General features: G+C 46.2%; 25 protein-coding genes. 9 read left to right on the top strand and 16 right to left on the bottom strand.

Annotated features, from left to right (window positions below):
• Nucleotides 1-36: 36 nt before the first annotated feature.
• The 5 genes from purB to rluE are packed head-to-tail and all read right to left on the bottom strand — an operon-like array spanning nucleotide 37 to nucleotide 4,372.
• Complete coding sequence (gene purB / locus A7589_RS08575) at nucleotides 37-1,407, bottom strand: adenylosuccinate lyase (RefSeq protein ID WP_000423717.1); 1,371 nt, start codon at nucleotides 1,405-1,407, stop codon at nucleotides 37-39.
• 3 nt (nucleotides 1,408-1,410) lie between these two features.
• A complete protein-coding gene (gene hflD, locus A7589_RS08570) occupies nucleotides 1,411-2,052 on the bottom strand; it encodes a high frequency lysogenization protein HflD (RefSeq protein WP_001297479.1) in 642 nt (213 codons plus the stop codon).
• Nucleotides 2,053-2,087: 35 nt separating this feature from the next.
• Entirely contained in the window at nucleotides 2,088-3,194 is a 1,107-nt protein-coding gene (gene mnmA, locus A7589_RS08565; RefSeq protein ID WP_010345559.1) for a tRNA 2-thiouridine(34) synthase MnmA, read from the bottom strand.
• Nucleotides 3,195-3,247: 53 nt separating this feature from the next.
• Nucleotides 3,248-3,709: a phosphatase NudJ gene (nudJ, locus tag A7589_RS08560; protein ID WP_000476093.1), complete on the bottom strand. Its 462-nt coding sequence runs from the start codon at nucleotides 3,707-3,709 to the stop codon at nucleotides 3,248-3,250.
• Between the two features lie 9 nt (nucleotides 3,710-3,718).
• Complete coding sequence (rluE, locus tag A7589_RS08555; protein ID WP_001248660.1) at nucleotides 3,719-4,372, bottom strand: 23S rRNA pseudouridine(2457) synthase RluE; 654 nt, start codon at nucleotides 4,370-4,372, stop codon at nucleotides 3,719-3,721.
• Nucleotides 4,373-4,543: 171 nt separating this feature from the next.
• Here rluE and icd point away from each other — a divergent pair, with 171 nt between their 5' ends.
• The 3 genes from icd (at nucleotide 4,544) to A7589_RS08540 (ending at nucleotide 10,464) form a co-directional block, all read left to right on the top strand.
• Nucleotides 4,544-5,794: an NADP-dependent isocitrate dehydrogenase gene (gene icd, locus A7589_RS08550; RefSeq protein WP_000444487.1), complete on the top strand. Its 1,251-nt coding sequence runs from the start codon at nucleotides 4,544-4,546 to the stop codon at nucleotides 5,792-5,794.
• 666 nt (nucleotides 5,795-6,460) lie between these two features.
• Complete coding sequence (locus tag A7589_RS08545; RefSeq protein WP_000049933.1) at nucleotides 6,461-9,088, top strand: DUF8426 domain-containing protein; 2,628 nt, start codon at nucleotides 6,461-6,463, stop codon at nucleotides 9,086-9,088.
• Nucleotides 9,088-10,464, top strand: a complete 1,377-nt coding sequence (locus A7589_RS08540) for an McrC family protein (RefSeq protein ID WP_000815872.1) — start codon at nucleotides 9,088-9,090, stop codon at nucleotides 10,462-10,464. The genes A7589_RS08545 and A7589_RS08540 overlap by 1 nt, the downstream gene beginning before the upstream one ends.
• Nucleotides 10,465-10,799: 335 nt before the next feature.
• Here A7589_RS08540 and A7589_RS08535 read toward each other — a convergent pair whose 3' ends face one another.
• The 3 genes from A7589_RS08535 to A7589_RS08525 all read right to left on the bottom strand — a co-directional run bounded on the left by A7589_RS08535 (nucleotide 10,800) and on the right by A7589_RS08525 (nucleotide 13,115).
• Complete coding sequence (locus A7589_RS08535; RefSeq protein ID WP_000226701.1) at nucleotides 10,800-11,210, bottom strand: ASCH domain-containing protein; 411 nt, start codon at nucleotides 11,208-11,210, stop codon at nucleotides 10,800-10,802.
• 559 nt (nucleotides 11,211-11,769) lie between these two features.
• Nucleotides 11,770-12,486: a YebC/PmpR family DNA-binding transcriptional regulator gene (locus A7589_RS08530; protein ID WP_000532905.1), complete on the bottom strand. Its 717-nt coding sequence runs from the start codon at nucleotides 12,484-12,486 to the stop codon at nucleotides 11,770-11,772.
• Between the two features lie 299 nt (nucleotides 12,487-12,785).
• Nucleotides 12,786-13,115 carry a YkgJ family cysteine cluster protein gene (locus A7589_RS08525; protein ID WP_010354421.1) on the bottom strand — a complete coding sequence of 110 codons (330 nt, stop codon included), beginning with the start codon at nucleotides 13,113-13,115 and terminating at the stop codon, nucleotides 12,786-12,788.
• An 880-nt stretch (nucleotides 13,116-13,995) separates the two neighbouring features.
• On the opposite strand from A7589_RS08525, the gene pdeG reads away from it, so the two are divergent.
• The gene (pdeG, locus tag A7589_RS08515; protein ID WP_001246516.1) at nucleotides 13,996-15,519 is read left to right on the top strand and encodes a cyclic di-3',5'-guanosine monophosphate phosphodiesterase PdeG; all 1,524 of its coding nucleotides are present in this window, start codon (nucleotides 13,996-13,998) and stop codon (nucleotides 15,517-15,519) included.
• A 171-nt stretch (nucleotides 15,520-15,690) separates the two neighbouring features.
• A complete protein-coding gene (ymgF, locus tag A7589_RS08510) occupies nucleotides 15,691-15,909 on the top strand; it encodes a cell division-associated protein YmgF (protein ID WP_001043534.1) in 219 nt (72 codons plus the stop codon).
• A gap of 306 nt (nucleotides 15,910-16,215) precedes the next feature.
• Here ymgF and A7589_RS08505 read toward each other — a convergent pair whose 3' ends face one another.
• The 6 genes from A7589_RS08505 to minC form a co-directional block, all read right to left on the bottom strand.
• Complete coding sequence (locus A7589_RS08505; RefSeq protein WP_000178040.1) at nucleotides 16,216-16,551, bottom strand: YmgD family protein; 336 nt, start codon at nucleotides 16,549-16,551, stop codon at nucleotides 16,216-16,218.
• Between the two features lie 3 nt (nucleotides 16,552-16,554).
• Entirely contained in the window at nucleotides 16,555-16,899 is a 345-nt protein-coding gene (locus A7589_RS08500; protein ID WP_000730702.1) for a YMGG-like glycine zipper-containing protein, read from the bottom strand.
• Nucleotide 16,900: 1 nt separating this feature from the next.
• Nucleotides 16,901-17,053 carry a hypothetical protein gene (locus tag A7589_RS23665; protein ID WP_370906317.1) on the bottom strand — a complete coding sequence of 51 codons (153 nt, stop codon included), beginning with the start codon at nucleotides 17,051-17,053 and terminating at the stop codon, nucleotides 16,901-16,903.
• Nucleotides 17,054-17,498: 445 nt separating this feature from the next.
• Nucleotides 17,499-17,765: a cell division topological specificity factor MinE gene (minE, locus tag A7589_RS08495; RefSeq protein ID WP_001185665.1), complete on the bottom strand. Its 267-nt coding sequence runs from the start codon at nucleotides 17,763-17,765 to the stop codon at nucleotides 17,499-17,501.
• A 3-nt stretch (nucleotides 17,766-17,768) separates the two neighbouring features.
• A complete protein-coding gene (minD, locus tag A7589_RS08490) occupies nucleotides 17,769-18,581 on the bottom strand; it encodes a septum site-determining protein MinD (protein ID WP_000101043.1) in 813 nt (270 codons plus the stop codon).
• A 23-nt stretch (nucleotides 18,582-18,604) separates the two neighbouring features.
• Nucleotides 18,605-19,300, bottom strand: a complete 696-nt coding sequence (minC, locus tag A7589_RS08485; RefSeq protein ID WP_010357020.1) for a septum site-determining protein MinC — start codon at nucleotides 19,298-19,300, stop codon at nucleotides 18,605-18,607.
• A gap of 128 nt (nucleotides 19,301-19,428) precedes the next feature.
• Here minC and A7589_RS08480 point away from each other — a divergent pair, with 128 nt between their 5' ends.
• The 3 genes from A7589_RS08480 (at nucleotide 19,429) to ycgN (ending at nucleotide 20,992) form a co-directional block, all read left to right on the top strand.
• The gene (locus A7589_RS08480; protein WP_001516252.1) at nucleotides 19,429-19,722 is read left to right on the top strand and encodes a YcgL domain-containing protein; all 294 of its coding nucleotides are present in this window, start codon (nucleotides 19,429-19,431) and stop codon (nucleotides 19,720-19,722) included.
• A 71-nt stretch (nucleotides 19,723-19,793) separates the two neighbouring features.
• Nucleotides 19,794-20,453: a fumarylacetoacetate hydrolase family protein gene (locus tag A7589_RS08475; RefSeq protein ID WP_000284294.1), complete on the top strand. Its 660-nt coding sequence runs from the start codon at nucleotides 19,794-19,796 to the stop codon at nucleotides 20,451-20,453.
• A 92-nt stretch (nucleotides 20,454-20,545) separates the two neighbouring features.
• On the top strand, nucleotides 20,546-20,992 hold the full coding sequence (gene ycgN, locus A7589_RS08470; protein ID WP_016231670.1) for a cysteine cluster protein YcgN: 447 nt from the start codon (nucleotides 20,546-20,548) through the stop codon (nucleotides 20,990-20,992).
• A gap of 543 nt (nucleotides 20,993-21,535) precedes the next feature.
• Here ycgN and znuB read toward each other — a convergent pair.
• Both znuB and znuC read right to left on the bottom strand, forming a co-directional pair.
• On the bottom strand, nucleotides 21,536-22,321 hold the full coding sequence (znuB, locus tag A7589_RS08465) for a zinc ABC transporter permease subunit ZnuB (protein ID WP_000571469.1): 786 nt from the start codon (nucleotides 22,319-22,321) through the stop codon (nucleotides 21,536-21,538).
• Complete coding sequence (gene znuC / locus A7589_RS08460; RefSeq protein WP_000202981.1) at nucleotides 22,318-23,073, bottom strand: zinc ABC transporter ATP-binding protein ZnuC; 756 nt, start codon at nucleotides 23,071-23,073, stop codon at nucleotides 22,318-22,320. The genes znuB and znuC overlap by 4 nt, the downstream gene beginning before the upstream one ends.
• 78 nt (nucleotides 23,074-23,151) lie before the next feature.
• On the opposite strand from znuC, the gene znuA reads away from it, so the two are divergent.
• The gene (gene znuA, locus A7589_RS08455; protein ID WP_108188814.1) at nucleotides 23,152-24,084 is read left to right on the top strand and encodes a zinc ABC transporter substrate-binding protein ZnuA; all 933 of its coding nucleotides are present in this window, start codon (nucleotides 23,152-23,154) and stop codon (nucleotides 24,082-24,084) included.
• Nucleotides 24,085-24,090: the final 6 nt, after the last annotated feature.

The following is a 24,090-nucleotide window of genomic DNA, read 5'->3' as shown; positions in this document are numbered from 1 at the left end:
GGCCGGACAGCATCGCCATCCGGCCTTGACAGGGGATTATTTCAGCTCATCAACCATCGTGATAGCACGACCAATATAATTAGCCGGCGTCATCGTTTTCAGGCGCGCCTTCTCTTCTTCTGGCAGTGCCAGACCGTCGATAAATTGCTTCATGCCTTCGGCGTCAACGCGCTTACCACGAGTCAGCTCTTTCAGCTTTTCATACGGTTTTTCAATGCCATAGCGACGCATGACTGTCTGGATCGGCTCAGCCAGCACTTCCCAGTTGTGATCCAGTTCATCCAGCAGATGGTCACGGTTCACTTCCAGTTTGCTCACGCCTTTCAGGGTAGACTGGTAAGCAATCAGTGCATAACCAATACCCACACCGAGGTTACGCAGCACGGTAGAATCAGTCAGGTCGCGCTGCCAGCGGGAAACCGGCAGTTTGCTTGCCAGGTGCTGCAATACCGCGTTGGAAAGCCCCAGGTTACCTTCGGAGTTTTCGAAGTCGATCGGGTTAACCTTATGCGGCATGGTGGAAGAACCAATCTCACCGGCGATGGTTTTCTGTTTGAAGTGGTTAAGGGCGACATAGCCCCAGACGTCACGGTCGAAGTCGATCAGGATGGTATTAAAGCGCGCAACGCAATCAAACAGTTCGGCAATGTAGTCGTGCGGTTCAATCTGGGTGGTGTACGGATTCCACTGAATACCCAGCGAGGTGACGAACTCTTCGCTGAACTGATGCCAGTCAACTTCCGGATAAGCAGCGATGTGAGCGTTATAGTTACCGACCGCACCGTTGATTTTGCCGAGGATCTCCACCTGGTTAAGCTGGCGGTACTGGCGCTCCATACGGTAGGCGACGTTTGCCATCTCTTTACCGATGGTTGACGGCGTGGCTGGCTGACCGTGGGTACGGGACAGCAGCGGGATATCGCGATACTGAACGGCGAGATCTTTAATGCCATCAATCAGTTGACGCCAGTACGGCAGGATCACTTCATCACGCGCGGTTTTCAGCATCAACGCGTGGGAGAGGTTATTGATATCTTCCGAAGTACAGGCAAAGTGAATGAATTCAGATACCGCGTGCAGTTCCGGGATATCTGCCACTTTTTCTTTCAGGAAATACTCAACCGCTTTAACGTCGTGGTTAGTGGTACGCTCGATGGTTTTGATGCGTGCAGCATCTTCTTCGCTGAAATTAGCGACGATTGCATCAAGGTAACCGATTGCGTCGGCAGCAAAAGCAGGAACTTCCTTGATCGCTGCGTGCGCGGCCAGTTTTTGCAGCCAACGTACTTCAACTTGTACACGGAATTTCAGCAAACCGTATTCGCTGAAAATCCCGCGCAGCGCGCTGACTTTATCGCCGTAGCGTCCATCGACAGGGGAAACGGCGGTCAGTGAGGATAATTCCATAGATCACAACTCCGGGGTTAAATGAGCAAGAATTTGTTTTGCCTGAGTGGTCAGGCGATTACGAGAAAACATCAGTTGCAGACGTCCACCGCCGACCTGGTGCCAGAGCACAGCGGCGCGAATGCCTGCCAGCAGGGTTGCGCGAACTTTCGCCTGCACCTGCGGGCTTTGCAATACAGCAGGGGATCCGGTGACCTGAATGCGTGGGCCAAGCGGGCTGATAACATCAACATAGATGGCAGCCATCGCGCTCATCAGCGTTTCGGACTGTAAATCGAAGTGTTCGAGCTGGCGTTGCAGGCCGTTAATCCGGTTACCCAGAGTGTCGAGCGCACCTTTGGCAGATGAAAGTTTACGCTCAAGCACCATCAGGCTAAGGGTGTAGCGGGTTAACTCAGCGTTCAAGCCCTGACGGCTGCTGGCATTGAGCACGCCGAGCAGGGTTTCCAGCCCGACGCGCAGGTTGGCTTCGCTACCGCCAAAAACCGCCAGCGTGGAGCTGGGGTTCATATCAATAATACTGTTGAGTGAAACGTGTAGCGCATCGGCATCACAATGCCCCTGGTGAGCGAGTTGTTGCACCAGGCGAGCCGACTGACAAATACCGGCCAGGGCGAGGGTGATGTCATAGTAATTCTTTGCCACGTTCACTGCTTCCTTGTTTTAAGTAAAGAAAAAAATCAGACCGGCAGCGGCAGACGCTGCTCAATGATACCGCCACCGAGACACACTTCACCGTTGTAGAAGACGGCAGACTGACCCGGAGTCACGGCGGCAACCGGCTCATCGAAAATCACTTCAATGCGATCGTCGTCCAGCGCCTTGACGGTGCACGGGATGTCGGTCTGGCGATAGCGGGTTTTTACCGTGCAACGCATAGTACCGGTGAATGGTTCGCGATCGACCCAGTGCAACTGCTGGGCAATCAGCCCGACAGACATCAGACGTGGATGTTCATGACCCTGTGCGACAACCAGAATGTTATTCTCGACGTCTTTATCGACGACGTACCACGGTTCTTCGGTGCCGTCTTTGGTGCCACCGATACCCAGACCTTTACGCTGACCGAGGGTGTGATACATCAGTCCCTGGTGCTCGCCAATTTCATCGCCGTCAACGGTAATGATTTTGCCCGGTTGCGCCGGGAGATAACGACCCAGGAACTCGCGGAATTTACGTTCGCCAATGAAGCAAATGCCGGTAGAGTCTTTTTTCTTCGCGGTGACCAGACCAAGATCTTCAGCAATCTTACGCACCTGCGGTTTTTCCAGTTCGCCGACCGGGAACAGGCTTTGCGCAATCTGCTCATGGCTGAGCGTATAAAGGAAGTAGCTCTGGTCTTTATTGCTGTCCAGACCACGCAGCAGGCGGCTCTTGCCATCGACATCTGCCCGACGCACGTAATGGCCGGTAGCGATATAATCGGCACCTAAATCTTCGGCGGCAAATTCGAGGAAGGCTTTAAATTTGATCTCTTTGTTGCACAGAATATCCGGATTCGGCGTGCGACCGGCTTTATATTCGGCAAGGAACAGTTCAAAGACGTTATCCCAGTACTCGGCAGCAAAGTTTACGGTGTGCAGTTCAATGCCGAGCTTGTCGCAGACAGCCTGGGCATCAGCCAGATCCGCTGCAGCCGTGCAATATTCCTCACCGTCATCTTCTTCCCAGTTCTTCATAAACAGGCCTTCGACCTGATATCCCTGTTGTTGCAACAGCCAGGCAGAAACGGAGGAATCGACACCGCCGGACATGCCGACGATTACTTTTTTTGCGGTTTCAGACATTGGATTACTCACGACATTGAACTTCAAGGCGGCGTATTCTATCACGCAGCCTTTTAGATGACACCCTTTGTAAAAGGCCAGTTAAAATCGCCAATCATCTCCAGCGGATAGCGTTGCCCGCTTTGATAACAACGAATACTTTCCGCCACCAGCGGCGAGCGCAGATTTGACGCCTGTAAAATTTCTTCGGCGCTGACCCAACGGCAGCAGTCGATGTCGCTGTCATGAGGCTGGGTCGGGCATATTTGCTCAAGCTCAATGGCAAACAGGAAACGCAAAAACGGCGTTTTATCTGGCGCAATCCACTGATGCATACGAATAAAGTGTTGCGGTTGCGCGCTGATGCCGGTTTCTTCCCACAGCTCACGGGCGGCGGCTTCCACTAAGGTTTCATCTGCTTCCAGATGCCCGGCAGGTTGGTTCCATAACGCTTTACCATTAATCGTCTCTTCAACGACTAAAAATTTGCCTTCTGCGTGCACCACGCAAGCAACGGTAACGTGCGGTTTAAACATTTTGCATCCTTAATCTGTCGCTTCTCGCCATTCGCCGTTGGCAAGATTATCCAAAGAGTAATCACCCATTGCATAGCGAATCAGTCGCAGCGTGGGGAAACCAACATGGGCGGTCATGCGGCGCACCTGGCGATTACGTCCTTCATATAAGGTGATCTTCAGCCAGCTGGTGGGAATACTTTTGCGTTCACGAATTGGCGGATTACGCGGCCATAACCACTCCGGTTCTTCAACCAGGTCCACACCTGCGGGCAGGGTAGGGCCATCATTTAAGGTTACGCCATTGCGCAAGGCTTCAAGTGCGTCTTGTGTGGGAATGCCTTCTACCTGCACATAATAGATTTTTCCGGTACGTTTTCCCGGCTGGGTTAAACGCGCCTGTAACGCGCCATTATTGGTCAGTACCAGTAACCCTTCGCTATCGCGGTCAAGACGACCTGCCGCATAAACGCCCTGAACCGGGATGAATTCTTTTAATGTTTTACGCCCGGCTTCATCGGTGAACTGCGGAAGAACATCGTAGGGTTTATTGAACAGGATCACGCGCGTGGGCTGGTTTTCAGGTTTGCGCCTGGTAGTACGTTGCGAGCTGAATCGCTTAACCTGGTGATTTTTAAAAGAAGTTTTTTGCATAGTATTTTCAGGGATTATGAATTGCCGCATTATAGCCTAATAACGCGCATCTTTCATGACGGCAAACAATAGGGTAGTATTGACAAGCCAATTACAAATCATTAACAAAAAATTGCTCTAATGCATCCGTATCGCAGGACGCAAACGCATGTGCAACGTGGTGGCAGGCGAGCAAACCAGAAGCGCTCGAAGGAGAGGTGAATGGAAAGTAAAGTAGTTGTTCCGGCACAAGGCAAGAAGATCACCCTGCAAAACGGCAAACTCAACGTTCCTGAAAATCCGATTATCCCTTACATTGAAGGTGATGGAATCGGTGTAGATGTAACCCCAGCCATGCTGAAAGTGGTCGACGCTGCAGTCGAGAAAGCCTATAAAGGCGAGCGTAAAATCTCCTGGATGGAAATTTACACCGGTGAAAAATCCACACAGGTTTATGGTCAGGATGTCTGGCTGCCTGCTGAAACCCTTGATCTGATTCGTGAATATCGCGTTGCCATTAAAGGCCCACTGACCACTCCGGTTGGTGGCGGTATTCGTTCTCTGAACGTTGCCCTGCGCCAGGAACTGGATCTCTACATCTGCCTGCGTCCGGTACGTTACTATCAGGGCACCCCAAGCCCGGTTAAACACCCTGAACTGACCGATATGGTTATCTTCCGTGAAAACTCGGAAGACATTTATGCGGGTATCGAATGGAAAGCTGACTCTGCCGACGCCGAGAAAGTGATCAAATTCCTGCGTGAAGAGATGGGCGTGAAGAAAATTCGCTTCCCGGAACATTGCGGTATCGGTATTAAGCCATGTTCGGAAGAAGGCACCAAACGTCTGGTTCGTGCAGCGATCGAATACGCAATTGCTAACGACCGTGACTCTGTGACCCTGGTGCACAAAGGCAACATCATGAAGTTCACCGAAGGTGCGTTTAAAGACTGGGGCTACCAGCTGGCGCGTGAAGAGTTTGGCGGTGAACTGATCGACGGCGGCCCGTGGCTGAAAGTTAAAAACCCGAACACTGGCAAAGAGATCGTCATTAAAGACGTGATTGCTGATGCATTCCTGCAACAGATCCTGCTGCGTCCGGCTGAATACGACGTTATCGCCTGTATGAACCTGAACGGTGATTACATTTCTGACGCTCTGGCAGCACAGGTTGGTGGTATTGGTATCGCACCTGGCGCAAACATCGGTGACGAATGTGCCCTGTTTGAAGCCACCCACGGTACTGCGCCGAAATACGCCGGTCAGGACAAAGTTAACCCAGGCTCTATCATCCTCTCCGCTGAGATGATGCTGCGCCATATGGGCTGGACTGAAGCCGCAGACCTGATTGTTAAAGGTATGGAAGGCGCAATCAATGCGAAGACCGTAACCTATGACTTCGAACGTCTGATGGAAGGCGCTAAGCTGCTGAAATGTTCAGAGTTTGGTGATGCGATCATCAAGAATATGTAATCACTACATGTGTTAAATATTATAACGGGCGTATAACACGCCCGTTTTTTTGTTAGCTTGCTAAGGGTTATCAAAATAAGTTATAAATTCCTTGGGTAGTTTGGGAGGCGTTTGGGGTAGGTTGGATGGCAGTCCTACTGCCAGGTTCCCATTAGGCATTCCTCAGCTTTTTATTATAGCTGGTGGACGCAACGTGCTCATTGAACCGCTCAGTGGATGATACATAGCCTAGATTTTTTCTGAGCCTTTCGTTGGGCTATCTGGCAACACTGCTAAGTCCTTACTGACTGTGAACAGATAAGTCAGTTCTTTTGGGACTGCGTCAACTACGGCTAGTTGAGTTGTACTGATTAGCCTTCGGTGGGCCTTTAGCAGCCAAAATTATGAACTGCGTATTCTGACAAGGTGTTTGGGTATTTGAACTGGAAGAATATTCTTCCCCCTTTGGCTGATGTGCGACAATGGAACCACACTTTGTTTTAACCAATAAATTGATTTTCAAAAGGCTTCTATGAACGGCCAATCCGCAAGGAGAGTATTCACAAAGTCCCTTACTCACACAAGATAGAGCTACAGTTGTTGCAAACAAACGCCAGGTCAACAAAATAGCCATAATGCAATATCATCAAACCGCCAAATGGAGAGTCTTCAGCGAGGAGAACGTCGGTGTCTAAGTATAGTTGGGTCCCTGTATTCAAAAACGTTTGTAGTTGGATTGCTGATTACGAGAATAAACAGCATGAATTGGTCCAAATTCTACGTGAAATAGGTGTTGATAAAGGTCTGGAAGACGAATTTTCGGATGGAAGCAAAGAACAGCTGAAAGTGATAGACCCTTTCACTTTTTTTGCCACTTTTATGAAGTATGGAGTGGTCAAACGTACTGAGCTCTTTGCCGCTCTGCTGGAAAGAGCTAATTTACCCATCTCCGCCCCCAGTGATTTCAGCGGTGTTCCAAATGCACAGCCACTCAAAGTCTGGCTCTTTCCTTATGAGAGAGAACGTTCTGCCGACATGGTGCCCAGCCTTTGGGCGTTGTTCCATCAGATGCGTGCCGGACAAATAGATGGTGAATTATTCGATAAAATTCTGAAAATACCTCATACCGGTTTCGCTAAGCTCACTGAGTGTTTGTTTTATTTATCACCGGAGGAATTTTTCCCTGTAGATGCTCAGACGAAGCACTGGCTCAAGAAACAAGGGCGAGAACTGCCCAAAGAGAACTGGCAATCCTACCAGGAGTTGTTGTCATGGTTGAAGAATACTCAGTCAAAATCATATTACGAAATATCGTATGAAGCCTGGTATGAAAATCAGAGTAGTGCGTTTTCCTCGGTAATTGCAGACGAATACTTAAGTACCCGTTTCTCTGATACTCGGTCGTCAACGACACATCTGTTTGCTTATAAAACGGACGCAATGAGGGAGTTGGCATTTGATCCTGGAAAGAATCCCGAGAAAAAGAAGAAAATTAAAATATTTGTTGATGAGAAACCTACCGCTCCGAGCCTTTCACAAGTTACCGTCTATGATACAGGCAAGAGCCGTAATCACCACCTCACAACACACGCTCCAACCCTTGCTCAGGGAAATGCGGCATGGGCTGTTGAGATTAGCACTCTTGAGCAATTAATTACGCTGTGTGATTGGTATGCCCTCCTACCAGCGAAGGACCTACTTGCCATGGAAAATAAAGAGAAATCAGTAAAAAATCACACGTCACTAAATCAGATTCTTTTTGGTCCACCCGGAACAGGTAAAACTTACTTTACGCTGGAACGCGCAGTTATGTTGGCGGAACCTTTATGGTATAGCGATTTGGTAAGTCAGAATCTTGGTACAGAAGAGCGTCGGCAGGTGGTCAAAAATAAATACGATACGTTGTGTGCAGACAAACGCATCGCGTTTACCACTTTCCATCAAAGTTTTTCGTATGAAGATTTCATTGAGGGGATCCGCGCTGAGGTTGCAGAAGAAAATCAAGGCATAAAATACAAGATTGAGAACGGTATTTTCAAAGATATTGCTGTCCGTGCTGCTAAGGCAGTTGCAGCTAAAGAGACAGGACTCTCTCAATCTCCTGATATCTGGAAAATCTCTATTGGTCGTGCCCATGAAAAAGAAATGCGTGATCGCTATATCAATGCAGGTGAAGCTCGTATTGGTTGGAATGACACGGGGGACTTGTCTCAGACCTTTGAGCAAAGGACACAGGAACAGCAGGATTACTGGAACTCATTGAGCAAGCCTAACCACAATGCCCTTAACGCTTTTTCACATGATGTAAAGGTTGGGGATGTTCTGTTGTGCCTGAAAAATGCGGAAACCGTTCAGGCAGTTGGAATTGTCACTTCCGACTATTCATTTGATGAAGTCTCTGAAAAGTCGGATGAGTACGCGCATGTTCGCAAGGTAAATTGGGTGTTAAAGGATATTGAACTGAACATCCTTGCACTTAATGGCAGTACAAAAATGGTTCAGCAGACATTGTATCCACTCTATCGGATCAGCTGGCATACTTTGATTGCTGAGTTAGATAAACAACACATTCCCCTGCCGGCTTCATTTCATGAAGCAAGCAACGTCAGAGAACGCCAGAATTATATTCTGATTATTGATGAGATTAATCGCGGCAATATTTCCCGTATTTTTGGAGAATTGATTACATTGCTGGAGCCGGATAAGCGATTGGGAGGCTCTGATGAGCGTTCTGTCATTCTGCCTTATTCTAAAGAATCATTTTCTGTTTCTGACAACCTGTATGTCATTGGCACCATGAATACGGCAGATAAATCATTAGCCCAGCTTGATCTGGCACTACGCCGCCGCTTTGAATTTATAGAGCTCATGCCACAGCCCGGTTTACTGTCTGGTATCTCAGTATTTGGGGTTAATGTCGATGAATTGCTGACAGTAATGAATCAACGCATAGAAGTTTTACTCGATCGTGATCATACCCTGGGGCACGCATACTTCTGGCCACTGAAGACTGTCACAACTGAGGATGAAAAGCGCAAACTGATAGCCGATATTTTTGAGAAACGAATCATTCCGCTACTGCAAGAGTATTTTTTTGCAGACTGGGAACGCATTGGTTGGGTGTTGAATGATAGCGAGAAAGCACCTGAAAATAGATTTATCCAGACAGGCAATATTGAATGCGCCATTGAAGGTTTGTTTCCCGAATCCATTGCAAGTCAATTAAACGATCGCAGATACCGGATTAATGACTGTGCATTCCAGAAGGCCGCAGCTTACCAGGGAATTATTTCCAAAGGAGGGGTTACCAATTGATGAAACAAGTGCGTGAGTATGCCCGTTTGACCACGAATGAAAGCGCAACATCATCTCTGGACTGCGCAGTAATAAAACCTGCGACATTGGAATGGTTGCAGGAACTGGCCTCAGGCTGGAAAGGCGAAGAACCATTGTTACTGTCTGATGGTTATCGCGCACTAAAATTAGGCAGTTATGTCGGATACCTGCAAAGTCCGGATGGCGAAGGTATAGAAATTTTACCCAAGGCAAGCCTTGGGCATGATAACCCTCTGCAAACACGCAGAGTCTTACAGCGCATGCTCTTAGCCGCTTTAAAGATTCGACCACGGGTGACTGGCCCAGCTGAACTGATGCGGATGAATGTCCCTTTGCACGAATGGATTTTTAGCCAGTTTCTATTTGAGTTGCAGTTGTTGGTTACCAAAGGTTTGCGTTTTGACTATCGTCGAGTAGATGAAGAAAGCCGCTTTATACGTGGCCAATTACAAATCCAGCGCCAGCAACTGCAATCTCCGGCACGTCAGTATCTATTCCATATCAGCCATGATGTTTATTCGCCGGACCGTCTGGAAAATCGCCTGCTGAAAACCGCACTCAACTATGTGTTGGCAACTTGCAGGAACACTGAAAACTGGCGACTGGCGAATGAGCTTTCACATCGTATAGCTGAAATTCCTTTACAGACAAAGCCGCATTGCGAACTACGTCATTGGAATAATAGCAAACTGATGCAGGTCTATAATGACGTACGCCCTTGGTGTGAGTTAATCCTTGAGAAAATGAACCCGAATTTTCAGCAAGGCAATCACAAAGGTATATCGCTCCTGTTCCCGATGGAACAGCTATTCGAAAAATACGTTGAAGTTTCACTCAGATCGCATATACGCAAAGGAAGCCAACTTGTATCACAAGCCAGTTCTCAATATCTGCTTGAACATACGGTAGGTAATAGTGATAAGCCACAAGCTATGTTTCGGCTTAAACCAGATCTTTTGCTGAGCACGTCAAATGGTGTTCAAACTCTGGATACGAAATGGAAGCTCATTGATCAGTCAGCGTGGCAGACAGATAAAAAATATAACATCGCTCAGTCCGATCTTTATCAGATGTTTGCATATGGGCATAAGTACCAAAATGGGGAGGGACATATGATGTTAATTTATCCAAAACATTTATCTTTTAATCACTCATTACCTCCCTTCCACTACTCGAATTCATTGAAGGTCTGGGTTGTTCCCTTTTGTCTTGATAGCCAGCAACTGGTTCCGGGCAGTTGGCAAGAATATTTTCCTAACCTTTCCAGGCGAGAATTGATGACAGGAAACTGCATAAAATATAGGGAAGCGGGGAAATCTATCATGGCTAGTTCGGGAACTATGCAGTTCCAGTAGGATTTTTTCTGGCCAGTCATTTTGCTCATCCTTCTTGACTGACACGGTATATATCAGATATCTGCTACATAGTTCGTGAACGGCATGAGTAAATACTTTCGGGTGGCCAGGCGACTACATTACCCTGCGTAAATTGTTAACGCCTGCTTCTGGTTGTGAGTTCAACGGGTCAATGCAACGCTATCCTTAATAAAGGGGGGCGTTGCTAGTTTTTGTTGGCCACTACAACTCACAGCGAAAAGCGATCCGACTGATAACTATCCTGTCCGCCGTGTGTCAGGTGCGGACATTGTTACGAATGCCAATTGATATAACGGCAGCTCGTTTGTCTCATCTTATAGAATCTCAACAACTTCAAATTCTTCTGCGATCAGCTCCATCTCTTCAGAAAAATGGCCCTCCAGGGTGAAAAATCGCTGATGCTCTTTCTGCCAGTATTCAAGGCTTAAATCGCCTTCACCTTCTTTGCGGGCGAACGCCTCATTCACATCACAAAAACGAACCAGGCGCATTGAAATCAGTCTGATCACACAGACCGGAACATTCTGACCATCAAGGATAATGTTAAAACACCCAATCCTCGGAGCCGATTCTTCCTGCAGGTAAGAGGCAAAAGATCCGCAGGTGGCCGTTTTGATCCCTTTTTTGATTAGATCCGCAAGCTCGCTAGCCAGTTCCGGGCTGTCACCTATTTGCCAGGCATTTGCACCTGGATACTTCATTTTTATTTCCTCAACCGCCACCATTAAAAGCTCTTCTTAATCGTCGATGAAAAGAAACGTTATACATTTTTTAGTATGCGCTGTCCCGACATTTCCGGTGACGCTTTTGTTCAGATAATGTGACTCGCTGTCTGCCATAACGGACATTCACTTCAGTTATGGCAGACAGGTATGTATGCAGAGTATAGGGTAGGAAAGTCGCGAGAAAAAAAGACTTCTGCGCCGTTAGGCATCACGGTTATCTTCTTATTGGATATGCAGTAATACAAAGGCGGGATAAAACTGAGGTTCATATGACCTCGCAATGGCTTGCAAGAATTTGCATGTTTTGAGATGGTGGGATGCGTGAGCGTAGTATTGATGGGCAATTGGGTGAGCTAATGCTGCATTAAGTGGACACCGCTCGAAATTAATTGCAATAATCTGGCGTGCCAGCCTGCATACCAAGAGTTATAATAATATATTGGGCTGAATATGATATTTGTATAACAAAATTATAAGATTAAGAAATCTACCATAAAGGCAGATTTCTTAAATTGTTATCCCTAAACCACCACTTGGGGAGGCGGTGGTTTATTTATAATTAGAGATTAGCAACGTTATGATAAACTTTTTGGACATCATCATCATCTTCGAGGGCATCAACAAGCCCTTCAAAGATTTCTAAATCTTCTGGTGAAAGTTCAACTTCTGATTGAGCAATCAATTCTAATTCTGTTGTTGAAAACTCAGTAATACCGGCAGCTTTTAGAGCAGCAATTCCTTTGTGAAGATCTGTAGGTTCAGTATAAATAACGATGCTTCCTTCTTCTTCAGTCACATCACGAACATCTACTTCGGCATCGAGCAAGATTTCAAAAATATGGTCAGGATTTGTTCCTTTAAATACAATCACACCAGTATTGTCAAACATATAGCTGACAGAACCTGCTGCTCCAATATTTCCGCCTTTTTTATTGAAAATTGTGCGAATATTAGCAATTGTACGATTAACATTTGAAGTCAACGTTTCAGCGATAATCATTGAACCATTTGGTCCAAAGCCTTCATAACGTCCTTGTACGAACGTTTCATCTCCGCCACCTTTGGCTTTATCAATGGCTTTATCAATAACGTGTTTTGGAACTTGTGCCTGCTTCGCACGTTCAATAACGAATTTTAAAGATGTGTTTAATTCTGGGTCTGGTTCACCTTGTTTAGCGGCAGCATAGATTTCCACACCGAATTTTGCATATATTTTAGACGTTGCACCGTCTTTAGCCGTTTTTTTAGCAACAATATTGGCCCATTTACGTCCCACTGGAATGATCTCCTCGAAATTTATTTACATTACTGACAAGTTGATAACCTGTGTTTATTCGCCATATTATAGCATAACACGGAAAAAATCGTCTATGAAAAATAAAATATGATAATGTTACAGATGTACTTTAATTTTATCAATGCTTAATAATTATTGATGAGCTGTTTTATAATTTATTTTGGTTTTCTTCTGTGTTTATTATTAATGGTTTGACCGCGACAGAAATGTCGCGGCATATTTGGTTTTGCTACCTGGATATATTGTTGAGGATGACGATCGTACGGGGCTAATTAAATTTAAATTGGAGGTAGTCCATATTTAACTCGGGCGCGATTACATGCCTCATTAATTTCACCATGCTCGCCTGACATGGCGAATTCTCTACATGTGGATGAGCGGTTTTTATATATTGTGCAGCAGGCGTTTTTTCCAGGCGTTCCTGCCAGGGCAATACAGCGTGGGTTCTTCTGGTTAGTACCGCGCATACATCGGTGGTAAGGGGATATCTGCTCAGTAAGATGAGCCGGTATGGTTCCGCCTGCATCATCAGCTTCGGCCCAGTAAAAAGAGACGCGGAAAAATGCACAACAGGCACCACACGCCATGCATGGATTCAGATTGCTCATAATTCACCAGTACTTCTATATAAATATCACAACAAAACCGCAGACACGACGTATAAAGGCGCGTGCCTGCGGCAGGCTGGCGAACTTTCTATAGTGCGAGTATTGAATGATTACCAGCCGTTATCAATTTTACATATCTATTTAGATATGACCAGACAAGTTGAATGCAACCAGGAAGAGTTAATCTTTACAATTTGTAACATGGGGTTGTGAAAAGAAAATATCTTACGTAACCAGAGTTCGCATTATATGGTTTCTATAGCCTGACTTGCTAAATAAGAATCTATCGCGCTCTTTCTAATTCTAACTGGTTATAGATGTTATCAGAAAAAGTTATTTCTCTGGTTTTCAGGAATGTAAAAAATCCACTTTTTGACTTGTACAACTTATATCACTGTTCTCGGTTTTTTACATTCATTCCAGTGACATTGCTGTATGTAATGGATCTGATTTTGGATGCCGCTATTGATGGATACAGTCTGTTATGAGCAGGTGCCGTGTGCGATTGAAGAAAAAGCTGGGTCGCGTAGAGTAACAATTTACACTGCCTTACCTCGGTATCACCTTTACTGTCCCCATCGACGTTGTACCAGTTCAGCATATCCTTACTCATTGATATAGTTAAGTATTAAAGGATGAGTACACAGAGAACGTTGCCTACCCAATATTCTTGTTCTGGTTTGTTGCTCAATACGTCTTCTTTGCCTTAGGGGCAATCAATTAACGCGTACTTGAGATTTTTATCCAACATTGAAGGTATTGCGGCATAGTGGGGTAAAATTTCATCAAGAACGTGGATATTTCTGATTCTCTCTACCATGCTCTCTGTAGACGCCAGATTGAGCGAATGAACAGAGAATAATGGCCCTGGGACACGCGAATGCGCAATACACTTATCCCCATCCTCGTTGCGGTGTGCCTGTTTATTACTGGCGTCTCTATTTTGAATATTCAGCTCTGGTATTCCGCAAAAGCAGAGAGTCTTGCAGGGGCGAGGTACGCCGCCAACAACATTAATCATATTCTTGAGGAAGCGTCACAGGCGACTCAAACGGCAATGGAAATTGCAGGGAAGAGGTGCGATCTGGATGAACAATATCAGCTAGGTACAGAAGCCGCGCTGAAACCCCATCTGCGGACGATCATCATTCTCAAACAAGGTGCAGTCTGGTGTACATCGCTGCCGGGTAATCGAGTACTGCTATCTCGTATTCCTGTGATACCTGACAGTAATTTGCTGTTGGCTCCGGCGCTTGACACTGTAAATAGATTACCCATTCTGCTCTATCAGATTCAGTTCGCTGAGACGCGTATTCTGGTGACTATTAGCGACCAGCATATCCGTGGGGCGCTCCATGTGCCGTTGAAGGGGGTGAAATATAGTTTGCGCGTGGGGGATAATATTATTGGGCCGTCGGGAGATGTGACAACTCTCAATGGCAGACATCAACTTTCTGGACGGGTTAACTCCACTGAATATCATTTCAGTATTATCTATAACCAGCCGCCACTATTTAGCTTTACCAGAATGATCGACAAAGGCTTGGGTATTTTGATATTCAGCTTGTTAATATCCTGTTCCGCTGCCTTTTTACTTGATAAATATTTCAATAAAACAGACACACCTGAAGAGATTCTGCGTAGGGCGATAAGTAATGGTGAGATTGTGCCTTTTTACCAACCGGTAGTTAATGGTCGGGAAGGGACGTTACGCGGCGTAGAAGTCCTTGCCCGATGGAAACACCCACGTGGAGGATATATTTCACCTGCAGCGTTTATTCCACTTGCTGAAAAATCAGGGTTGATAGTTCCGCTCACTCAAAGTTTGATGAGTCAGGTCTCCACACAAATGAACGCGATCGCCAGTAAACTGCCGGAAGGATTTCATGTTGGGATCAATTTTAGCGCCTCGCATATTATTTCGCCGACATTTGTTGAAGAATGTCTGACATACCGCGACAGCTTCACTCGCCATGATTTGAATCTCGTTCTTGAAGTTACCGAGCGTGAAGCGTTGCATGTTGATGAAAATTTGGTTCAGCGATTGAACATTCTGCATGAAAATGGTTTTGTTATCGCGCTGGATGATTTTGGTACGGGCTACTCAGGGCTTTCTTATCTCCATGATCTGCACATCGATTATATTAAGATTGATCACAGTTTCGTCGGTCGGGTCAATGCAGATCCTGATTCCACCCGGATTCTGGACTGTGTGCTGGATCTGGCGCGCAAACTTTCTATCAGTATTGTCGCCGAAGGCGTCGAGACGAAGGAGCAGCTCGACTATTTGAACCAGAATAATATTACGTTCCAGCAAGGGTACTATTTCTATAAACCGGTGACGTATATTGAACTTGTCAAAATTATTCTCTCAAAACCGAAGGTGAAAGTGGTTGTTGAGTGAATATTGCACTAATTGACATAGCATGATGATATTTGGCTGAAAATTAATCAGCAAGGCGATGAAATGGTGCAATTGTAGACAGGTAATTAGCTCGTTGCTTCTTGTTACTATTGTTCATTATTTTGTTTGCTATAATTGTCTGAAGATTTTGTCAGGATCACCGTAAGTAGCATGAACAAAAGTAATAGCCTGGATTATTTCTCTTTGTATATCATCTTTTCCATTGCGTTTATGCTGATCTCCATCCTGATTATCCTGGTCGCCAAACCCAGCATCTGGCTAGGAGAAGTGCTTGTTACCATAAATTTAATCAATGCACTGGTTTGGTTGGTAATCAATTTGCTTAACCGGTTAAGAGAGAAGCTGGTAAGCCAAAGGGATCAGCATTAACCCTTCTTTTCAATACGTTTTGACAATTTGGGCTGACAGATATTTGATCAGAAATGCTTATAAATCCAATCAGTAAGATGATTAATCTTTGAAACTGGAAAAACTGGTCAGGTTTAGTTTTGGGGAAATTACTCTGCGGTGAGGAGTGTGTATACGGATATGATTGCAGTAAAATAGTTTTTGATACAGTGAAAACTGACGGAATAAACCAAAGCCAAATACTAACACTTCATTTTTGTTTATAAGCATATCCATCCGCTAAAAATATACCGCGTCGAATAAATCGACGCGGTACTACATTAACTATTATTTTTTGCCGATGGCACGCATGGTGTCATCAATTGCGGTAATTAACAGCATTTGCGGATCTTTAGCACAAACCTGATTCAGTTTTTCTACCACTTTGGCACTCAGTTCTGGAGATTGCTCAATTTTTAAATCACGGCTAGTAACGCTGGCATTACCCATTACCGCGACGATATCTGCAACCTGTGCGCTGTCAGTTTTTGCCATTTCGTTGGCTTCTGCGCAAGTAATGTAGGTTTCTGCCGGCAGGCCGTTCTTAATATTATAATCCTGCGCCCAGGTCATTGGTGCGAAAACAAACAGTCCAGCCAGTAAAGCAAATTTTTTCATCGTCATACCTTATTTCATTTTACCCAGAATGGCACCACCTGTACCACCAATCACAGCACCTTTAATCGCGCCTTCCAGACCATTGCCGGTCAGGACGCCTGTAACTGCGCCAACGGCCGCGCCTACTTTTGCGCCTTTACGGGCATTTTTACCATCGCGACCTTTTTCAGTTACTGCGCCAACACCTGCACCTACAGCAGCACCTTTCAGTACGCCATTTACACCATTGCCAGTCAGTAAGCCTACGCCTGCGCCTAACAATGCGCCTTTAGTGGTGCGATTCATATCCGCCATGGCTGGCGTGGAGCAGAGTAATATTGAGATGAGCCCGAAGGCGAGTGTTTTTTTCTTCAATTTAGATGTCCGGTATTAAGTAAGTTGCACACACAATAATTTCGTCTTCAATTAAGAGCAGCTTAACTAAAGAACGCTCGATATTATTCAGATCATTCAAAATGAGCGCGGTTTGTATAATAAGAGTTATGTTTTTTGCTTGAATGGGAATAATCTTAAATAAGAATTAACTCATTGATTTTGAATATTTTATTCAAGAAATGTCATCAAATGTTAACATTGCATTGCAAAGGTAAGGCAATCTGAAACATCAATATTATTGTGTAATTTATATGTGAACAATATTTATCAGAAAACGTAATGTCAGTGATTTTATTGTGGTGGCGATAATGTGAATTAGTGCGACTTAATTTGACGCTGGAGCTTGAAGGGGGAGTGTTACCGTTTATACAAAACAGGAGGTAATTTCCATTTCCTGTACTAACAACGCAGCTACCAAATGAGCGAACTCAACAGAGGGAAGGGGGCTGTGCCTGGACGCCGATGACAACATTACTTAATAGCGAACCGGGGAAGAGAAAAATTTAACCAGGGTGTAATCTGACAGATACCTGTATAAATAACCGGTAACTGTCAGATCGGACCTGAGCTAATACAGCTTATTTCAGCTCTTCTGCTTCCGGCAGGGTTACGTTCAACTCAAGAATGGAAATATCACCATCTTTTTGCTCAAGCTGTACGGTCACCATCTCGGGATCGATTTGTACGTATTTACAAATGACCTCAAGAATATCTTTACGCAACTGGGGCAGATAGTGTGGTTCTGCATCGCTGCGACGGCGTTCAGCAACAATAATTTGCAACCGTTCTTTTGCAATGTTGGCCGTGTTTTTCTTCCGTGAGAGAAAGAAATCGAGTAATGCCATAACTTATCCTCCGAACAAGCGTTTGAGGAAGCCTTTCTTCTCTTCTTCAATGAAGCGGAAAGGACGTTCTTCTCCCAACAGACGTTCTACGGTATCAGCGTAGGCTTTACCCGCATCGGCGTTGATATCGAGAATAACCGGTTCCCCCTGGTTAGAGGCGCGCAATACTGATTGATCCTCTGGGATCACGCCGACGAGCTTGATGCGCAGGATCTCCAGCACGTCTTCCATGCTCAACATGTCTCCTTTGTGCACGCGACCAGGGTTATAGCGCGTTAACAGCAGGTGCTCTTTAATGGGTTCTTCGCCGTTTTCTGCGCGACGTGATTTCGACGCCAGAATACCTAAAATACGGTCAGAGTCACGAACTGATGAGACTTCCGGGTTGGTGGTAATAATGGCCTCATCAGCGAAATAAAGAGCCATTAATGCACCGGTTTCAATACCCGCCGGTGAGTCACAAACGATAAACTCAAAGTCCATCGCTTTCAGGTCATCAAGAACTTTGGCCACCCCTTCGCGGGTGAGGGCGTCTTTATCGCGAGTTTGCGATGCCGGGAGAATATAGAGGTTATCAGTACGCTTATCCTTAATTAACGCCTGATTTAGCGTTGCATCGCCCTGAATGACGTTGACGAAATCGTAAACGACCCGGCGCTCGCAACCCATAATCAGGTCGAGATTACGCAAGCCGATATCAAAATCGATCACGACAGTTTTCTTTCCCTTCTGGGCCAAACCAGTGGCGATGGCCGCGCTGGAGGTTGTCTTTCCAACGCCCCCTTTCCCCGAAGTAACAACAATAATGCGTGCCATAAAAATTCCTTGTTAAAAAGGGATCAATTTAACGATTGAACGGTCAAAGCGTTTTCGACTAATTGCAGTCGTGCCGCTTTGCCATAAAATTCTGCTGGGATTTTATCGCTCAGCCAGTATTCACCAGCGATAGAGACCAGTTCTGCCATCAGACTCGTACAAAATATTTGTGCTTCCCGATCACCACTTGCCCCGGCTAGCGCACGACCGCGCATCATGCCATAGACATGAATGTTACCATCTGCGATCAATTCTGCCCCTGCGCTAACATGGCTTGTAACAATCAGATCACATTGTGGCGCATAAATGCGCTGACCGGAACGTACAGGGGTATCTATTAAGCGTGTTTTTGTGTCCGGTGTTGTATTTTTCGCAGGAACCTGGGGAGTCGGTGCTGGACGTGGCGCTTTTTCCTTTCCTTCAGTCAGGATTGGTAACCCCATCTTTTCGATTTCAGCTTTCAGCTTCGCATTTTTGCAGCCACTGACACCAATGATCCGCAAGCCTGTTGCTGAGATAGCTTTGTGCATTGCTGGCCAGTTGACCTGTTCTTCGAGGCCACTGACATTGAGTACGATGGGAGCATGATTTAAAAATGCCGGAGCCTGAGCGATTTTGTCTTCCAGCGCCTGATGAATAACCTTAGGTTCTGCCTCATGCAGATGAACCACAGATAAGGTGAAGCTGCTACCTTTAAGCTCGATTGGCGTGTTTGACATCCTGGCCTTACTCAATTAGCTAATTACCATCATCATCAGCGTGCGATGATATTACGAAGACTATAAGGCATGTTATAGTCTGGATTATATTGAGGCAAGTCACCCCCCCATTTATTCAGAGTAAAATTATGTTTTGTGTGATCTATCGAAGTAGTAAACGTGACCAGACCTATTTATATGTTGAAAAAAAAGACGACTTTTCACGTGTTCCAGAGGAGCTGATGAAAGGTTTTGGTCAACCGCAACTTGCGATGATTCTTCCATTGGACGGGAGAAAGAAACTGGTAAATGCCGATATTGAGAAAGTTAAACAGGCCTTAGCTGAGCATGGCTATTATCTTCAATTGCCACCACCTCCTGAGGATTTGCTGAAGCAACATCTTTCTGTGATGGCGAAAAATACAGACAGCACTAAAAAATAACCAATATCCGGCGGTGTCATCATATTTGTCGGAGCGGGTTTTAAGATCCACGATGAAGTGAGAGGAGCGTTATGTATCAACATCACAACTGGCAAGGTGCGCTGCTGGATTATCCGGTGAGTAAAGTAGTTTGTGTTGGCAGTAATTATGCCAGGCATATTAAAGAGATGGGGAGTGAAGTGCCTGAAGAGCCCGTGTTGTTCATTAAACCTGAAACGGCACTGTGCGATCTGCGCCAGCCATTGGCTATCCCCTCAGATTTCGGTGCGGTTCATCATGAAGTGGAACTGGCAGTGTTGATTGGGGCGACGCTACGTCAGGCCACGGAAGAGCATGTGCGAAAAGCTATTGTGGGTTACGGCGTGGCGCTCGATCTGACATTACGTGATATTCAGGCAAAAATGAAGAAAGCCGGGCAGCCGTGGGAAAAGGCCAAAGCGTTTGATAACTCTTGTCCACTTTCCGGGTTTATTCCCGCCGCAGAGTTCACTGGCGATCCGCAAAATATATCGCTGGGGCTGAGCGTAAACGGCGAACAACGCCAACAAGGTACGACTGCGGACATGATCCATAAAATCGTTCCGCTGATTGCTTATATGAGCAAGTTTTTTACCCTCAAGGCCGGTGACGTTGTGTTAACAGGCACGCCTGATGGTGTCGGCCCGCTACACAGTGGCGATGAACTGACTGTTACTTTCGATGGTCATTCTTTGACAACTCGCGTTTTGTAATACTTTTTTGCCGCCTGAATGAGGCGGCAAAACTTGCATCGCTGTGCCAGACTGGTTATAAGGTGCGTTTTAACGTAATGGCGGAACACCTGATGAGCGATATACCTTTCTGGCAAAGTAAAACCCTTGATGAAATGAGCGATGCAGAATGGGAGTCGTTGTGTGATGGTTGTGGTCAGTGCTGCCTGCATAAACTGATGGATGAAGACACCGACGAAATCTACTTCACTAACGTCGCTTGCCGTCAGCTTAATATTAAAACCTGTCAATGTCGGAACTACGAACGCCGCTTCGAGTTTGAACCCGACTGCATTAAATTAACCCGCGAAAACCTGCCAACATTCGAATGGCTACCGATGACCTGTGCTTATCGGTTGCTGGCGGAAGGGAAGACATTGCCAGAGTGGCATCCGCTGATGACTGGTTCGAAAGCGGCAATGCACGGTGAGCGAATCTCTGTACGTCATATTGCGGTGAAAGAATCAGAAGTGATCGACTGGCAGGATCATATACTCAATAAACCGGACTGGGCGCAGTGAGTAGTTGAAACAGAAGGGGTTACTTTCTCGTTTTGAACGGGGCACTGTTGGTGCATCAGAACTGAAATTTACATCCAGAATTGCCAGGGGATTGTCATTATTATTTGCCCCCAATGCGAACAGAAAAATGCCCCTCTGTGCAGTAATGAAGATTGGATTTACTCCTGCACTTAATGCCCGGCGAGCAAATGTGCTGCAATTCATACGCCTTACGAACTTATACTGATACTCCTATTTCTCGGTGCTACATTCCTGTATTTATTGCCAGTTTCCAGAGACTGCTTATCTGCTCACTCACGTTTTTTCGAGAGAACGATGATATTTTTCGCGGGTTAGTGGATCTGGTTTCGCTTTTTCGTGGAGAAATAACTGCAAAGGAAAATTCTTAATATCGTCGTATAATTTGTCGAATGCGGACATGGATTTTATGCAGACCATATAAACATTCTCTGGTCGCTCGTTCTTACAGAATGGTTTTTTGGTGATACTCGTAATGCGGTGACCTGGTCGATGAAACTGGCACTGTATAGTGCCAGTCGCAATTTAGTTGGCTTGCTTTTTCATCATACTGATAATAAACAACAGCGCCGCACACAGCACCACCGACGGGCCTGCTGGCGTATCGTAAAACGCGGAAAAGGTTAAACCACCAGTTACGGCAATCATCCCCACCAAAACAGCGACACCAGCCATCTGCTCCGGCGTGCGGGCAAAACGACGTGCAGTAGCCGCAGGAATAATCAGCAGCGAGGTAATAATCAACGCGCCGACAAATTTCATTGCCACGCCAATCGTCAATGCCGTCACCAGCATCAACAATAATTTTACGCGCTGTAATTTCACGCCATCAACAAACGCCAGATCCGGGCTAATCGTCATCGACAGTAAATTGCGCCATTGCCAGAACAGAATTGCCAGCACGATGACCACGCCAATCGCAATGGAGATAAGATCTTCCGGCGTCACTGCCAGCAAATCACCGAACAGATATGCCATCAAGTCAACGCGAATGTTAGACATCAGGCTGACGACGACCAGACCCAGCGACAAAGCACTGTGCGCCATAATTCCCAATAATGTATCGATCGCCAGTTGTGGGCGCTTTTCCAGCCATACCAGACCGCCCGCCAGCAGCAGCGTAACCGCAATCACTGCATAGAAAGGATTCACATCCAGTAGCAGGCCAAACGCGACGCCAAGTAAAGATGCATGCGCCAGCGTGTCGCCGAAATAAGACATACGGCGCCAGACAACAAACGAACCCAGCGGACCTGCAGCACAGGCCAGCATGATCCCGGCTAACCAACCAGGAAATAATAATTCAATCATGAGCGATCATTTCCCCGACGCAGAATAATCCGCCCCTGTAAATCATGGCGGTGATTATGATGATGGCGATATATACCCAGCTGCTCAGCACCGCGAGGTCCAAACATCGAAATAAATTCTGGATGCAGGGAAACGACTTCCGGTGTGCCGGAACAACAGATGTGGTGATTGAGGCAAAGTACTTCATCGGTTTTTGCCATCACCAGATGCAGATCGTGAGAAACCATTAATACGCCACAATCCAGTTCGCGACGCAGTTGATCAATCAGGTCGTACAACGCAACCTGACCATTTACATCCACGCCTTGAGTGGGTTCATCCAGCACTAATAATTGCGGTTGATTTAACAACGCGCGCGCCAGCAGTACACGCTGCGTTTCGCCGCCAGAGAGCTTTTGCATTGGCGCGTCAATCAGATGCCCGGCCTGAACGCGTTTCAGTGCGGGCAGAATGTCTTCTTTATATGTACCGGGGCGTAAGCGTAAAAAACGGTTTACGGTCAGTGGCAACGTGGTGTCGAGATAGAGCTTTTGCGGCACGTAGCCGATACGCAGTTTTCCGTGGCGCTTGATAACACCTTCATCTGGTGTTACCAGCCCGAGCACAACCCGCACCAGCGTCGACTTACCTGCGCCGTTCGGCCCAAGTAAGGTCAAAATTTTTCCAGGTTTAAGTTCCAGCGACACATCAGAGAGGACGCGGCGTTGGCCAAAAGAAACCGAGACATTTTCCAGGGAAACCAGACTTGTCATGTTAATTTTAGTCTTGCAGTAGTCATGAAATGTTATAATATCACACTTCTTGTATTCATTACGATGATTGGTCGCATTATGTTACATAAAAAAACGCTTCTTTTCGCAGCATTATCCGCCGCTCTCTGGGGTGGTGCAACACAGGCGGCAGATGCCGCCGTTGTTGCTTCGCTTAAACCTATTGGATTCATCGCTTCCGCCATTGCTGATGGGGTAACAGAGACTGAAGTATTACTGCCTGATGGTGCTTCTGAACACGATTATTCACTGCGTCCATCGGATGTAAAACGCTTACAGAACGCGGACTTAGTCGTCTGGGTTGGCCCGGAGATGGAAGCGTTTATGCAAAAGCCGGTGAGCAAATTACCTGAGGCGAAACAGGTAACGATTGCGCAGCTAGATGATGTGAAACCGATGCTGATGAAAAGTATTCACGGCGATGATGATGATCATAACCACGCGGAAAAAAGTGACGAAGATCACCATCACGGCGATTTCAACATGCATCTTTGGCTCTCCCCAGAGATAGCGCGGGCTACAGCGGTTGCAATCCATGAAAAATTAGTGGAACTTATGCCGCAAAGTCGAGCCAAACTTGACGCCAACCTGAAGGATTTTGAGGCACAATTAGTTGCAATCGATAAACAGGTTGGTAATGAGCTCGCGCCGCTCAAGGGAAAAGGTTATTTCGTTTTTCATGATGCTTACGGCTACTTCGAAAAACAATTCGGACTGACACCGCTTGGTCATTTTACCGTTAACCCAGAGATTCAACCGGGCGCGCAGCGTTTACATGAAATAAGAACACAGTTGGTTGAGCAAAAAGCAACCTGCGTTTTTGCTGAACCACAGTTCAGGCCAGCGGTCGTTGAAAGCGTCGCACGAGGGACATCCGTTCGTATGGGAACGTTGGATCCCCTTGGGACGAATGTCAAACTGGGTAAAACAAGCTATTCAGAATTTCTGAATCAATTAGCCAACCAGTACGCGAGCTGCCTGAAAGGAGATTAATGAGGA

Source organism: Escherichia sp. MOD1-EC6475 (genome assembly GCF_003046645.1).
GTDB lineage: Bacteria > Pseudomonadota > Gammaproteobacteria > Enterobacterales > Enterobacteriaceae > Escherichia > Escherichia ruysiae.
This window is presented reverse-complemented; position numbering and strand designations above follow the sequence as displayed.

Bases quoted from the DNA above. Each gene is read 5' to 3' on its own strand.
- purB (WP_000423717.1), bottom strand. From the start codon at position 1,407: ATGGAATTATCCTCACTGACCGCCGTTTCCCCTGTCGATGGACGCTAC.
- mnmA (WP_010345559.1), bottom strand. From the start codon at position 3,194: ATGTCTGAAACCGCAAAAAAAGTAATCGTCGGCATGTCCGGCGGTGTC.
- nudJ (WP_000476093.1), bottom strand. From the start codon at position 3,709: ATGTTTAAACCGCACGTTACCGTTGCTTGCGTGGTGCACGCAGAAGGC.
- rluE (WP_001248660.1), bottom strand. From the start codon at position 4,372: ATGCGGCAATTCATAATCCCTGAAAATACTATGCAAAAAACTTCTTTT.
- icd (WP_000444487.1), top strand. From the start codon at position 4,544: ATGGAAAGTAAAGTAGTTGTTCCGGCACAAGGCAAGAAGATCACCCTG.
- A7589_RS08540 (WP_000815872.1), top strand. From the start codon at position 9,088: ATGAAACAAGTGCGTGAGTATGCCCGTTTGACCACGAATGAAAGCGCA.
- A7589_RS08535 (WP_000226701.1), bottom strand. From the start codon at position 11,210: ATGGTGGCGGTTGAGGAAATAAAAATGAAGTATCCAGGTGCAAATGCC.
- A7589_RS08525 (WP_010354421.1), bottom strand. From the start codon at position 13,115: ATGAGCAATCTGAATCCATGCATGGCGTGTGGTGCCTGTTGTGCATTT.
- pdeG (WP_001246516.1), top strand. From the start codon at position 13,996: ATGCGCAATACACTTATCCCCATCCTCGTTGCGGTGTGCCTGTTTATT.
- ymgF (WP_001043534.1), top strand. From the start codon at position 15,691: ATGAACAAAAGTAATAGCCTGGATTATTTCTCTTTGTATATCATCTTT.
- A7589_RS08505 (WP_000178040.1), bottom strand. From the start codon at position 16,551: ATGACGATGAAAAAATTTGCTTTACTGGCTGGACTGTTTGTTTTCGCA.
- minE (WP_001185665.1), bottom strand. From the start codon at position 17,765: ATGGCATTACTCGATTTCTTTCTCTCACGGAAGAAAAACACGGCCAAC.
- minD (WP_000101043.1), bottom strand. From the start codon at position 18,581: ATGGCACGCATTATTGTTGTTACTTCGGGGAAAGGGGGCGTTGGAAAG.
- minC (WP_010357020.1), bottom strand. From the start codon at position 19,300: ATGTCAAACACGCCAATCGAGCTTAAAGGTAGCAGCTTCACCTTATCT.
- A7589_RS08480 (WP_001516252.1), top strand. From the start codon at position 19,429: ATGTTTTGTGTGATCTATCGAAGTAGTAAACGTGACCAGACCTATTTA.
- A7589_RS08475 (WP_000284294.1), top strand. From the start codon at position 19,794: ATGTATCAACATCACAACTGGCAAGGTGCGCTGCTGGATTATCCGGTG.
- ycgN (WP_016231670.1), top strand. From the start codon at position 20,546: ATGAGCGATATACCTTTCTGGCAAAGTAAAACCCTTGATGAAATGAGC.
- znuB (WP_000571469.1), bottom strand. From the start codon at position 22,321: ATGATTGAATTATTATTTCCTGGTTGGTTAGCCGGGATCATGCTGGCC.
- znuC (WP_000202981.1), bottom strand. From the start codon at position 23,073: ATGACAAGTCTGGTTTCCCTGGAAAATGTCTCGGTTTCTTTTGGCCAA.
- znuA (WP_108188814.1), top strand. From the start codon at position 23,152: ATGTTACATAAAAAAACGCTTCTTTTCGCAGCATTATCCGCCGCTCTC.